This window comes from Streptomyces sp. NPDC002935 (assembly GCF_040611295.1).
In the GTDB taxonomy this organism is placed as follows: Bacteria; Actinomycetota; Actinomycetes; order Streptomycetales; family Streptomycetaceae; genus Streptomyces.
Window position 1 is genome coordinate 89779 of record NZ_JBEXNW010000034.1, and the last position, 12818, is coordinate 102596.

Consider the following 12818-nt stretch of genomic DNA (forward strand, 5'->3'; position numbering starts at 1 on the left):
ATCCCGCACACCCGACGTAACCTGGCCATCATGAAACAGTGCACGCACGCCGACGCGCTGCCGCAGCCCGAACCCGAGCCCGGGAGCGAGACCTGCCTGGAGTGCGTGGCGGCCGGCACCCACCCGGTGCAGCTTCGGCTGTGTCTGGAGTGCGGGCATCTCGCCTGTTGCGACTCCTCACCGCTGCGGCACGCGACGGAGCACCACAAGGACACCGGACATCCGATCATGCGCACGTTCGAGCCGGGGGAGAACTGGCGTTGGTGTTTCGTGGACCACGTACTCGTCTGAGCCGTGGATCACGTACGCGCGTGACTCAAGATCCGGACGGTTCGACCGTCTGACGTCTGGGTACGTCAACCCGGCGCGCGTTCTTCCTATTTGGGGCCGCAGACCCCTAGCCACTGTCCGTGCACATGGGCTTACTATGAGTGACAGCAAGGGGCGGGGTCCCCAGGACAGGAAAGTCTGGAGCGCGGTAGCGTCACCGCTGAACGACGTAGCGCGTTACCCCGGGGGGCGACCCTCGGCCCCCGAGAGAGCTCGAAAGAGCTTGTACCACCATGGAGGTGAGGGTGTCCCAGATCGCAGGCGAGCCCGCGACGAAGGACTTCGTGGAAGTCCGGCTGCCGGCCGCGGGTGCCTACCTGTCGGTACTGCGCACGGCCACGGCCGGGCTGGCGGCCCGTTTGGACTTCACCCTCGACGAGATCGAGGACCTGCGCATCGCGGTGGACGAGGCCTGCGCGATCCTGCTGCAACAGGCCGTCCCCGGTTCGGTGCTCAGCTGTGTCTTCCGGCTCATCGACGACTCACTGGAGGTCACGGTCTCCGCTCCGACCACCGATGGTCACGCTCCGTCACGTGACACGTTCGCGTGGACCGTCCTGTCGGCCCTCGCGGGCAAGGTCGAGTCCACCGTCGCCGAGGACAAGACCGTGACGATCAGCCTCTACAAACAGCGCGGCGCGGGACCCGGGCCGGCGTGAGGAACGGGGACGGGCCGGTGCGGGACGAAGAGCGCGGCACACGGGAGCCTCCCGCGGAGCGCGCCGACGGCCTCGGCGGGCCGCGGCACACGGCGGACGGCGTCGACGGCATCCCCGAACAGGCCCGGCCGCATCCGGAGAACGGCATCTCCTCGGCAGTCGCAGCGCAGCCGGGGGTCTCCCCCGTCCGGGGAGGTCCCCCCGGTTCCGGCGCAGCCGAGGACATGGGGGAAGAGCCGCGAGCTCGGGGAATGGTGACGGGCGGGACTATGAGCGAGCACGAGCGAAACGCGGAGCAGAACGTGCAGGGCGCGCAGCACGGGCCGAGCGCCCAGCACATCCAGCACGGGCCGAGCGCCCAGCACATCCGGCACGACCCCCAGGACCGCAGTGGGGCCCGGGCGATGTTCATCGAGCTGCGCAAGCTGCAGGACGGCAGCGCCGAGTACGCGGAGCTGCGCAACCAGCTGGTCCGCATGCATCTGCCGCTCGTCGAGCACCTGGCGCGCCGCTTCCGCAACCGCGGTGAGCCGCTGGACGACCTGACCCAGGTCGCGACGATCGGGCTGATCAAGTCGGTCGACCGGTTCGATCCGGAGCGCGGCGTCGAGTTCTCGACGTACGCGACCCCGACGGTGGTCGGCGAGATCAAGCGGCACTTCCGCGACAAGGGCTGGGCGGTCCGCGTCCCGCGCCGTCTCCAGGAGCTGCGGCTGGCGCTGACCACGGCGACCGCTGAGCTCTCCCAGCTGCACGGCCGCTCCCCGACGGTCCACGAGCTGGCCGAGAAGCTGGCCATCTCGGAGGAGGAGGTCCTGGAGGGCCTGGAGTCCGCCAACGCGTACTCCACGCTGTCCCTGGACGTCCCCGACACGGACGACGAGTCCCCGGCCGTCGCGGACACCCTGGGCGCCGAGGACGAGGCGCTGGAGGGGGTCGAGTACCGGGAGTCGCTGAAGCCGCTGCTGGAAGACCTGCCGCCGCGGGAGAAGCGGATCCTGCTCCTTCGCTTCTTCGGCAACATGACGCAGTCGCAGATCGCACAGGAGGTCGGCATCTCGCAGATGCACGTCTCGCGGCTGCTGGCCCGCACCCTGGCCCAGCTCCGGGAGAAACTCCTCGTCGAGGAGTGAGACCCGCCTACTTCTGGTCTTGTACGTCCCCGCCGGGCCCTCGGATTCCGAGGGCCCGTGTCGTTGCCGGGTTCACCAGCAGCACCAGGGCCACCACCGCGACGACCGCGAGGGCGATGCCGGCGGGGATCGCGACGCTGTCGGCCTGGAGCAGGGTGTAGGCGACGGGCAGCGCCAGGATCTGGGTGACGAGGGCCGGGCCCCGGCTCCAGCCGCGGCGCAGCAGGAGTCCGCGCGCGGCGAGGAGCGGCAGCAGCGCGAGCACGATCAGCGTGACTCCGCCGGTGACGGCCTGCTGCCGGTGGTCGGGGTCGCCCGTGAGTCCGAGGACGAGGACGCAGACGCCGCCGGCGAGGACGGCGGTCCCCTCCAGTGCGGCCAGCGCCGCCGCGGCGGTCAGCCGTCCGGGACGGGGTTCGGCGAGAGGGGCGTCGGGGGTGGGATTCTGCTCACGGCTCACTCCTGAAGAGTAGCCGTCGGCCTCGGGCCGGAGAGGGCCCCGGGCCCGGTCACCGCCCGGTCCGGGGGCTCGCACCGATCCGTCGCCGGGCCCCGGATCGCCCTCGGAGCTCTTACTGGATCCCTACCTCGGTCTGGGCCGAGTACCACCCAGTAGGTACGCTGCATCGCATGCGTGCACTTCTCGTGGTCAATCCGGCAGCAACCACCACAAGTGCGCGGACGCGTGACGTCTTGATCCACGCCTTGGCCAGCGAGATGAAGCTGGAGGCGGTGACAACCGAGTACCGCGGACACGCCCGGGACCTCGGACGGCAGGCCGCGGACAGCGACGACATAGACCTGGTCGTGGCCCTCGGCGGGGACGGCACGGTCAACGAGGTCGTGAACGGTCTTCTCCACCGGGGCCCCGACCCGGAAAGCCTCCCCCGCCTCGCCGTGGTCCCCGGCGGCTCCACCAATGTCTTCGCCCGCGCCCTCGGCCTGCCGAACGACGCCGTGGAGGCGACCGGCGCCCTGCTGGACGCACTGCGCGAGGAGCGCGAGCGCACGGTCGGCCTCGGCCTGGCCGCGGGGACTCCCGGCACTGAGGACGAGGCCGTCCCCTCCCGCTGGTTCACCTTCTGCGCCGGCCTCGGCTTCGACGCGGGAGTGGTGGGCCGGGTCGAGCAGCAGCGCGAGCAGGGCCGGCGCTCCACCCATGCGCTCTATCTCCGCCAAGTGGTACGCCAGTTTTTGGACGAACCTCACCGTCGGCACGGAATGATCACACTGGAGCGTCCCGGCGCGGAGCCGGTCACCGATCTGGTGCTGTCGATCATCTGCAACACCTCGCCGTGGACGTTTCTCGGCAATCGTCCGGTATACGCGGCGCCTAAGGCCTCGTTCGATACCGGACTCGACGTACTCGCCCTCAGCCGCATGTCGACGGCCTCGGTTGCCCGGTATGCCACCCAGTTGCTCACTTCGTCCCCCGAGCGCGGACCCCAGGGCAAGCACGCCGTCACTCTGCATGACCTGACGGACTTCACCTTGCATTCGAAGGTTCCACTGCCCCTTCAGATGGACGGCGACCATCTGGGACTGCGTACAAGCGTGACGTTCACAGGCGTACGCCGTGCACTGCGTGTGATTGTGTGAGCGGAAGGGGCCAAAATCCTTTCACTCGAACGTTTAGACCAGGGTCCACCCCATGGAAGTACGGCTGTGACTCAGCCGACACCGAGGAATCAAAAAAAACTTTCCTGAAGGGGTTGTATCCGCCGCTGAGGTTTGCGAGTCTCTACGTGGCGCTCGGGACGGCCCGCAACATCGGCCCCACAGAGCACCGGAACCCCTCCTCAAAACACAGGACCACACCAGTCCGTCTGGTTGTCGGCCCTTCACTTGTTGAGGGATTCGTGAAAGCGTTCACATTCACAAGCAACGTGCATGTAATACCAAGGAGAGGTAGCAGCCATGGACTGGCGTCACAACGCCGTTTGCCGCGAGGAAGACCCCGAGCTCTTCTTCCCCATCGGCAACACCGGTCCTGCGCTGCTGCAGATCGAGGAAGCCAAGGCCGTCTGCCGCCGTTGCCCCGTCATGGAGCAGTGTCTGCAGTGGGCGCTCGAGTCCGGCCAGGACTCCGGCGTCTGGGGTGGCCTCAGCGAGGACGAGCGTCGCGCAATGAAGCGCCGTGCCGCCCGCAACCGAGCTCGTCAGGCCACCGCCTGACGTTCCACCCCGCACGAGCCTGAGCTTGGCGGCGCGTACAGCGAGTACGCAACTCCCGCCCCCGAGCCGCAGCGCGCAGTACCCCGATGCGCTTGATTGCAACGAGCTTTCAGCCCCGGACCACCTGGTGGTCCGGGGCTCATTGCTGTTCGCGTCCGGGGACCGTCGCCCTTCACGTCCAGCGACCGTCACGGTGAGTGACGAGCCCCGCAGGCATCGACTGCCCCTGCCTGTAGGCCACTTGTGCGAGTCGTCCGCCCATCGTGTCCGGGCGGGCTACTTGGGCACGATGACCGGAATATCGAGGATGACCTGGGTCCCGCGCTCCGGGGCGGCCACCATGTCGAAGGTGCCGCCCAACTCGCCCTCCACCAGCGTCCGTACGATCTGCAGGCCGAGGTTGCCCGAGCGGTGCGGGTCGAAGCCCTCGGGCAGTCCGACCCCGTCGTCCTGGACAGTGACCAGCAGCCGGGCGTCCTTGGAGGTGCCGCCGCGCACCGCGGAGACCTCTACGGTGCCCCGGTCCCCCTCGCGGAAGCCGTGCTCCAGCGCGTTCTGGAGGATCTCGGTGAGGACCATGGAGAGCGGGGTCGCGACCTCGGCGTCCAGGATGCCGAAGCGTCCGGTGCGCCGGCCGGTGACCTTGCCGGGTGAGATCTCGGCGACCATGGCGAGCACCCGGTCGGCGATCTCGTCGAACTCCACCCGCTCGTCCAGGTTCTGGGAGAGCGTCTCGTGGACGATGGCGATCGAACCGACCCGGCGCACGGCCTCCTCCAGGGCTTCCCGGCCGCGGTCCGATTCGATGCGGCGGGCCTGGAGGCGCAGAAGGGCCGCCACCGTCTGGAGGTTGTTCTTCACCCGGTGATGGATCTCCCGGATGGTGGCGTCCTTGGTGATCAACTCGCGCTCGCGGCGGCGCAGTTCGGTGACGTCGCGGAGCAGGACCAGGGATCCGACGCGGGTGCCCTTGGGCTTGAGCGGGATCGCCCGCAGCTGGATCACCCCCTCGGCGCTCTCGATCTCGAACTCGCGGGGCGCCCAGCCGCTGGCGACCTTGGACAGCGCCTCGTCCACCGGGCCCCGGGACGGGGCGAGTTCGGCGGTCGTGGAACCGAGGTTGTGGCCGACCAGGTCGGAGGCCAGGCCCAGGCGGTGGTACGCGGACAGCGCGTTCGGGGAGGCGTACTGGACGACGCCTTCCGCGTCGAGGCGGATCAGTCCGTCGCCGACCCTCGGCGAGGCGTCCATGTCGACCTGCTGGTCGGGGAAGGGGAAGGTGCCCGCCGCGATCATCTGCGCGAGGTCGGAGGCGCTCTGCAGATACGTCAGTTCGAGACGGCTCGGGGTGCGCACGGTGAGCAGGTTCGTGTTGCGGGCGATGACACCGAGGACGCGGCCCTCACGTCGTACGGGAATGGACTCGACCCGGACCGGGACCTCCTCGCGCCACTCGGGATCGCCCTCGCGCACGATCCGGCCCTCGTCGAGCGCCGCGTCCAGCAGGGGGCGGCGGCCGCGCGGGACCAGGTGGCCGACCATGTCGTCCTGGTACGAGGTGGGTCCCGTGTTGGGGCGCATCTGGGCGACCGAGACATAGCGGGTGCCGTCGCGCGTGGGAACCCACAGGACGAGGTCGGCGAAGGAGAGGTCGGAGAGCAACTGCCACTCCGAGACCAGCAGATGCAGCCACTCGAGATCGGAATCACCGAGAGCGGTGTGCTGGCGTACGAGGTCGTTCATGGAGGGCACGTGTGCGAGCGTACCCGGCGGATCGGACAGGTCCCGAAATCAGCCACCCGGGCGAGGCCCCGGCAGGCGTCGTACGGCCCCCGGAAACACCCGCGGGCCGCGGCGCCTGGGAGGGACCCTCAACCCTCCCGGCACCGCAGCCCGGAGCAACAACGGCCGTGGGGTGTGCGGTCCCGGTCGGCCGAAGAGAGGAGCCGGAGCAGTCAGGGCAGAGAGCGCCGGTTCCTCGGTCCGTCTTCCTGTGCGGGGAAGACGGAGGCTTTGTTCAGTTTCTCAAAGCATTGTGGACTAGACCATGGTCCTGCGTCCATGTGTCCGCAGCCCATGCGCCTGCGAATGTTCGTCGTTGTCCGCTTATCCAACGCCAGGAGCACCGATCAGACTATCCCGCTTCGGTTCGTGAACGGGCGGAGTTACCGGATGAACGCGGCCGGACCGGCGCGGACGCGCGGTCCCCCGCGCGGAGCGGTGCAACGGACGCGCGCCCTGGCCCGTCGGGGCGACGGGAGAGTGACGCTCTGCTAGATTGGTCTATACCACATGTGTCCCCCTTCGGGTTCCAGTTGAGTCCCCTGAGTCCCCTCTCCAGATCGGCAGGCCCAGCGTGGAAGTTGTCATCGTCCCGGACGCCAAGGCGGGCGGCGAGCTGATCGCCGAGGCCATGGCGGAACTGCTCAGGCACAAGCCCGAAGCCCTGCTCGGCGTGGCCACCGGCTCGACGCCGCTGCCCATCTACGCGGCGCTCGCTGCCCGAGTGGCCTCCGGTGCCGTGGACGCCTCGGGTGCGCGCATCGCGCAGCTCGACGAGTACGTGGGGCTGCCGGCCGAGCACCCCGAGTCCTACCGTTCCGTCCTGCGCCGTGAGGTGCTGGAACCGCTCGGCCTCGGCATGGACGCGTTCATGGGTCCCGACGGCACCGCGGAGGACGTACAGGCCGCGTGCGAGGCGTACGACCGGGCGCTGGCGGCTGCCGGCGGGGTCGACCTCCAGCTGCTGGGGATCGGGACGGACGGGCACATCGGGTTCAACGAGCCGTGCTCCTCGCTCGCCTCGCGGACCCGGATCAAGACGCTGACCGAGCAGACCCGGGTGGACAACGCGCGGTTCTTCGACGGCGACATCGAGCAGGTGCCGCACCACGTCATCACCCAGGGCATCGGCACGATCCTGGAAGCGCGGCACCTGGTGCTGCTCGCGACCGGCGAGGGCAAGGCGGACGCCGTGGCGGCGACGGTCGAGGGGCCGGTCGCGGCGGTCTGCCCGGCGTCGGCTCTGCAGCTGCACCCGCACGCGACCGTGGTCGTCGACGACGCCGCCGCCTCCAAGCTGAAGCTCGCGGACTACTTCCGGCACACGTTCGCCGCCAAGCCGGACTGGCAGGGGATCTAGGGACGAGGGGTCGGCCGCCGCGGCCGCCCGGAGACGCGCCGATGCCGGGCCTCCCGAGGGAGGGCCCGGCATCGGCGCGTTCGGCCCGGGGGCCGGTCCGCTACTCCCCTACTCCCCCGCGATGACCTCCGCCGCCGCCTGGCCGCACACCCGTGCCGCGCCGTGGGTGGCGATGTGCAGGGCACCCCGGGGCGCCGACTGGGGTACGCCCATCTCGACCACGACGGTGTCGGGGCGGGAGGCGAGAAGGGTGTCGAGGGCGGCCGCCATCCAGGGGTGGCGGTGTTCATCGCGGACGACCGCGACGAGGGGCCGCGCGCCCGCTGCGGCGAGGGCCGAGGAGCCCGCGTCCTCGCCGGTGAAACTGCCGGTCTCGGTGCCGGGAAGCAGCCGGGCCAGCTCCGCGGCCACACCCCAGGGGGTCTCGTCACCGACGGCGATGTTCGCCACCGGGGTGAGGGCGGCGACGTAGGGGGCCTCGGTGAGCGGGGTGTACGACGTGGAGCGGGTCACGGTGAGCGCGCGCCGGGCGGCGACCAGGCCGACGTCGACGGCTCCGCCCGTACGGTTCGAGCCGCTCGTACGACCCGTACCGTTGGCGCCACGCGCACCACCCGCAGCGCCTGTACCGCCGGCACTGCCCGCACCATCCGTACCGCCGGCACCCCCCGTACCGCCTGCACCGTTCGGGGTGTTCGAAGCGTTCGAGCCGTTCAAGCCATTCGTGTGGTTCGCGCCCCCGGCCGCCGTGGAGGCGGTGGAGGTCCGGGAGATCGCGGAGGCCCCGGCCGTCCACTGGGCCAGCGCCCGCACCCGGTTCGCCGCGTCCGCGAGGCGTTCCTCGGGGAGTTCGCCGGCGCGGACGGCGGAGACCAGGGCGTCCCGGAGGCGGCGTACGGTGTCGTCGTCCGCCAGTCCGCCGCCGACGCAGATGGCGTCCGCGCCGGCCGCGATGGCCAGCACGCTGCCCCGCTCGATGCCGTAGGTCGCCGAGATGGCCTGCATCTCCATGCCGTCGGTGACGATGAGGCCGTCGTAGCCGAGTTCCTCGCGCAGCAGGCCCGTGAGGATGCGGCGGGAGAGGGTGGCCGGGCGGTCCGGGTCCAGCGCCGGGACGAGGATGTGCGCGCTCATCACGGCACGGCTGCCCGCGGCGATCGCGGCCCGGAACGGGACGAGTTCGCGCGACTGCAGGACGGACAGGTCCGCGTCGATCCGGGGCAGGGCGTGGTGGGAGTCCACCGCGGTGTCCCCGTGGCCCGGGAAGTGCTTGGTGCAGGCGGCCACGCCGGCGGCCTGGAGTCCGGTGACGTAGGCGGCCGTGTGCCGGGCCACCAGGCCGGTGTCGGCGCCGAAGGACCGTACGCCGATGACCGGGTTGGAGGGGTTGGAGTTCACGTCGGCGGACGGCGCCCAGTTGAGGTTCACTCCGCACGCGGCCAGTCGGCGGCCGAGCTCGAAGGCCACGTCCTCGGTGAGCGTCACGTCATCGACGGCGCCCAGCGCGTGGTTGCCCGGGAAGGACGACCCGGTGCGCACCTCCAGGCGGGTGACGTCGCCGCCCTCCTCGTCGATGGCGACGAGGACGTCGTCGCGTTCGACGCGCAACTGGGCTGTCAGGGCGGCCAGTTGATCGGGCGAGGCGATGTTGCGGCCGAACAGGCCGACGGAGGCGAGGCCTTCACCGAGGCGGCGGAGCAGCCAGTCCGGCGCCGTGGTCCCGGTGAATCCGGGCTGGAGCACGGTCAGGGCGTCGCGCGTCAGGGTGTCCGTACCACTGGCGAATGTCGTCATCGGGAGGCGTTATCCCTTCACGGCGCCCGCGGTCAGACCCGCGGCCATCTTGCGCTGGACAAGGAGGAACAGGACGACGATCGGCACGGCCATCATGGTGGATCCGGCCATCATCGGGGCGTACTCGGTGCCGTGCTTGGTGGTGAAATTGCCGAGCCAGACGGTGGCGGTCTGGTTCTTCTGGCTGAGCAGCATGAGGGCGTACAGGTATTCGTTCCAGGCCTGGATGAAGGCGTAGACGGATGTCGCGACCATGCCGGGAGCCAGCAGCGGGAAGACCACGCGGATGAAGGCGCCGGTGCGGCTGCACCCGTCGACCATCGCCGCCTCCTCCAGCTCCTTCGGGATGTTGACGATGAAGCCGCGCAGCGTCCACACCGTGAAGGGGAGGATGAAGGTCAGATACGTGATGATCAGACCGGAGAGCTTGTCGTACTGGTCGAGGTCGTTCAGCAGCAGGAAGACCGGGATGATCATGGCGACCAGCGGGACCATCTGGACCGCGAGGATGCCGACGATCACGACCTTGCGGCCGCGGAAGGCGAAGCGGGAGATGGCCAGCGCGGCCAGCATCCCCACCACGATGCCGATCAGGACCACGGCGAGCGACACGACAAGGCTGCGGCCCACCGGGCCCCAGAAATCGGCGATGTCCAGCGCGCGGCGGAAGTTGTCGAGCGTCAGCCCCGTGGGGAACAGGCTCGGGTCGGAGTCGATGGCGTCCTTGGCCGGCTTGAATGCCGTGTTGAACATCCAGTAGACGGGGAAGCCCGCGACGACGAAGACGAGCAGGCCGACCAGGTTCCAGCCGAGCTTGGACTTGCGGGGTCCGGAGGACTTCCGCCCCGCGGCGGACGTACGCCCGGGCGTGGCGACGGCACTCATTCGACCTCTCCGATCTTCAGCATCTGACGCATGTACACAGCGACCACGCCCAGGAGCAGCAGCACGGTCAGCAGGGCGATCGCCGACCCCTGCGCGTAGTCGTTGACGACGAAGGCACGGTCGTACGAGTACGTGGTGAGCAACTGGAACTCCGCCTCGGGGTGGCCGCCCCGCATCACGAAGACCTGTGGGAAGACACCCATGTCCCAGATGACGGAGAGGGTCGTCAGCATCACGATGATCGGCTTGAGGATCGGCAGCGTGACATAGCGGAAGACGCCCCACGCGCCCGCTCCGTCGAGCCGTGCGGCCTCCTCCAGCTCCGCGGGCACCTGGGTGAGTCCCGCGCTGAGGGTGATGACGACGAACGGCACCGCGCCCCAGACGACGAGGAGCATGATCACGGCCAGGCCCTGCGGTCCGCTCGCGAACCAGTTGTGGCCGATCATGTCCACGCCGGGGAGCTTGCTGAGCAGCGCGTTGAAGACGCCGTAGTCGGAGTCGAAGAGCCACTTGAAGACCGTGGTGGCCACGATGATGGGCATGCCCCAGCTGGCCACCAGCACGATGTTGATCAGCGTCTTCACCCAGCCCGAGACGCGCTGGAGGAGCAGCGCGATGAGCATGCCGATGACCATCGTGAAGACGACGGCCCCGCCGGCGAAGACGATCGTCCGGACGACCACCGCCCAGAACTCGCTGTCCTTGAGCACCTTGGAGAAGTTGTCGAAGCCGACCGACTCGGCCGGCTGGAAGCCCCAGAGCTGGGACTGTCCGAACTTCTGGAAGGAGAGCGTGACCAGGCGGAAGAGCGGGTAGCCGAGGACCAGCGCGAGGATGGCCAGGCAGGGGGCGAGCAGGGCCCAGGGGGCCGCCGCCGTGCCCGAGGTCCGCTTGACGCGTGGCGCCTTGCGGACGGCCGGTGGCGGTGCCTGCCGCGGTGGCGGCACCTTGGCGGGGGTGGTCGTGTCTGCGGCACTCATCGCGCGCTCCTCAGCGGTCCCTCAGGTCGTACGAAAGCGAAGGCCCGCACGGCCGGGCGCCGCGGGGGGCGAGCCCCGGGCCGGGCCGTACGGGAGGCAGGGCCCCGTCCCTCCGCGAAGGAGGACCGACGGGGCCCCGCACTCAGGTCACTTGGTGTTGATGACCTTGTCGATCGCGGCGTCCGCGTCCTTCGCGGCGTCCTCGACCGACTTCTTGCCGGTGCCGATGCTCTGCAGCATGGTCTGCAGGACCTGGGCCTTCTCGACCTGGCCCCAGCCCGGTGCCATCGGGACGAACCAGTTGGACTCGGCCGCGGTGGCCGGGACGACCGTCGCCGGGTCGTTCTTGAGGGTGGCGAGGTCGGTCTTGTTGTTGGGCAGGTTGCCCTTGCCCATCAGACCCTTCTGGCCCTTGGCGCCGGTGAACGCGTTGATCCACTCGGCGGCGACGGCCTGCGCCTTCGACTTCACCGGGACGGCGAGGTCGGAGCCGCCCAGGAAGACCGGGAGGTTCTTGCCGGACGGGCCGGGCATCACGAAGTTCTCGAGGTTGCCCTTGAGCTTGCCGGTCTTGTCGCTCTTCGGGTCCTCGGCGGTGGCGCCCTCCCAGGCGGCACCGAAGATCATGCCGGACTTGCCCTGGCCGTAGACGATGTAGCGGTCGGCCTCGTCCTTGGTCTTGTCGCCGTGCATGTAGGTGTCGACGACGTTCTTGAACTCGGTGAGGCCCTTGACCGACTCGGGCGAGGAGAGGTTCGCCTTCCACTGGCCGCCCTCGTCCTTGGCGATGGAGCCGCCGGCGTCGTAGACGAAGGACATCGCCGCGTACCAGTCACGGGTGGGCTGGTACCAGGCGCTGAACTTGCTGCCCTCCTTCTTCTGGATCTTGTCCAGGGCGGAGGTGAGCTCCTTGTACGTCTTCGGCGGGGTCTTCACGCCGACGGAGGCGGCGACGTCCTTGCGCCAGTTGCCGACGCGGCCACCGGCGTAGTACGGCACGCCGTAGGTCTTGCCGTCGTAGGTCACGGAGGCCTTGAGGCCGTCCAGCCAGGCGTCCGAGTTCTCGAACTTGGCCGTGTCCAGGGGAGCGAAGGCGCCCTTGACCATGTAGCCGAGCATCTCGGTGTTGCCCATCTCGACCACGTCGGGCGCCTTGTCGGTGGCGAGGACGGCATCGAGCTTGGTGTTCTTGTCCGGCCAGCCGTAGTACTCGTGGTTGATCTTGATGCCGGGGTGCTTCGCCTTGATCGCCGCGTCGGCCGCCTTGACCAGCTCGGGCCAGTTGTTCTGCGCGTCGACCGTGAGCCAGACCGTCAGCTCCTTGGCGTCCGCACCCTTGTCCGACCCCCCGGACTTGTCGTCGTTCCCGCACGCCGCGATGGAGAACATCATGCCCGCGATACCGATCGCGGCTACCAGCTTGCGCTTCACGCCACCCTCCTCAGGGATGCCACAAACCCCCCTGCTCCCCGCGGTGACATAACGCCGTGTACCGCCCGTGGGGCCGGGACTGGACCAATGGTGTAGACCAGTACGGGGAGCTTGGCCTAGACCTAGGGGGGTGTCAAGGGTGCGTAAGCCCGTCCAGTCGTCCGTTATGGGACCTACATATGCAAGGACCTTTAAGACGGTGTCCTACATGGTGAGTTTGAGGAGTCGTTTGTAGCAGCAGAGGGCTGCGGCGAGGCCGAGAAATGCCAGGTAGTTGCGTGGGTGA

General features: G+C 69.3%; 12 protein-coding genes. 6 read left to right on the forward strand and 6 right to left on the reverse strand.

The window, feature by feature from the left end:
- Positions 1–30 precede the first annotated feature (30 nt).
- The 3 genes from ABZX90_RS34400 (at position 31) to ABZX90_RS34410 (ending at position 2122) form a co-directional block, all read left to right on the forward strand.
- On the forward strand, positions 31–291 hold the full coding sequence (locus ABZX90_RS34400) for a UBP-type zinc finger domain-containing protein (protein WP_351124846.1): 261 nt from the start codon (positions 31–33) through the stop codon (positions 289–291).
- Between the two features lie 284 nt (positions 292–575).
- On the forward strand, positions 576–989 hold the full coding sequence (locus tag ABZX90_RS34405; protein ID WP_261707968.1) for an anti-sigma regulatory factor: 414 nt from the start codon (positions 576–578) through the stop codon (positions 987–989).
- A complete protein-coding gene (locus ABZX90_RS34410) occupies positions 986–2122 on the forward strand; it encodes an RNA polymerase sigma factor SigF (RefSeq protein WP_355211547.1) in 1137 nt (378 codons plus the stop codon). Before ABZX90_RS34405 ends, ABZX90_RS34410 begins: the two co-directional genes overlap by 4 nt.
- A gap of 7 nt (positions 2123–2129) precedes the next feature.
- Here ABZX90_RS34410 and ABZX90_RS34415 read toward each other — a convergent pair whose 3' ends face one another.
- Positions 2130–2582 carry a hypothetical protein gene (locus tag ABZX90_RS34415; RefSeq protein ID WP_351124842.1) on the reverse strand — a complete coding sequence of 151 codons (453 nt, stop codon included), beginning with the start codon at positions 2580–2582 and terminating at the stop codon, positions 2130–2132.
- Positions 2583–2752: 170 nt separating this feature from the next.
- Between ABZX90_RS34415 and ABZX90_RS34420 the strand changes: the two genes are divergently transcribed.
- Together ABZX90_RS34420 and ABZX90_RS34425 are read left to right on the forward strand one after the other, a co-directional pair.
- Complete coding sequence (locus ABZX90_RS34420) at positions 2753–3721, forward strand: diacylglycerol kinase family protein (RefSeq protein ID WP_351124840.1); 969 nt, start codon at positions 2753–2755, stop codon at positions 3719–3721.
- A 318-nt stretch (positions 3722–4039) separates the two neighbouring features.
- On the forward strand, positions 4040–4297 hold the full coding sequence (locus tag ABZX90_RS34425) for a WhiB family transcriptional regulator (RefSeq protein WP_006380970.1): 258 nt from the start codon (positions 4040–4042) through the stop codon (positions 4295–4297).
- A gap of 276 nt (positions 4298–4573) precedes the next feature.
- On the opposite strand, the gene ABZX90_RS34430 is transcribed toward ABZX90_RS34425, so the two are convergent.
- The gene (locus tag ABZX90_RS34430) at positions 4574–6040 is read right to left on the reverse strand and encodes a PAS domain-containing sensor histidine kinase (RefSeq protein WP_351125174.1); all 1467 of its coding nucleotides are present in this window, start codon (positions 6038–6040) and stop codon (positions 4574–4576) included.
- Positions 6041–6653: 613 nt separating this feature from the next.
- Here ABZX90_RS34430 and nagB point away from each other — a divergent pair.
- A complete protein-coding gene (nagB, locus tag ABZX90_RS34435) occupies positions 6654–7439 on the forward strand; it encodes a glucosamine-6-phosphate deaminase (RefSeq protein WP_355211552.1) in 786 nt (261 codons plus the stop codon).
- Positions 7440–7547: 108 nt separating this feature from the next.
- On the opposite strand, the gene ABZX90_RS34440 is transcribed toward nagB, so the two are convergent.
- The 4 genes from ABZX90_RS34440 to ABZX90_RS34455 form a co-directional block, all read right to left on the reverse strand.
- Positions 7548–9233 carry a glycoside hydrolase family 3 protein gene (locus ABZX90_RS34440; RefSeq protein WP_351124834.1) on the reverse strand — a complete coding sequence of 562 codons (1686 nt, stop codon included), beginning with the start codon at positions 9231–9233 and terminating at the stop codon, positions 7548–7550.
- Positions 9234–9242: 9 nt separating this feature from the next.
- The gene (locus ABZX90_RS34445; protein WP_351124832.1) at positions 9243–10118 is read right to left on the reverse strand and encodes a carbohydrate ABC transporter permease; all 876 of its coding nucleotides are present in this window, start codon (positions 10116–10118) and stop codon (positions 9243–9245) included.
- Positions 10115–11101, reverse strand: a complete 987-nt coding sequence (locus ABZX90_RS34450; protein ID WP_351124829.1) for a sugar ABC transporter permease — start codon at positions 11099–11101, stop codon at positions 10115–10117. Before ABZX90_RS34450 ends, ABZX90_RS34445 begins: the two co-directional genes overlap by 4 nt.
- A 147-nt stretch (positions 11102–11248) precedes the next feature.
- Complete coding sequence (locus ABZX90_RS34455; RefSeq protein ID WP_351124827.1) at positions 11249–12532, reverse strand: extracellular solute-binding protein; 1284 nt, start codon at positions 12530–12532, stop codon at positions 11249–11251.
- Between the last annotated feature and the right edge of the window lie 286 nt (positions 12533–12818).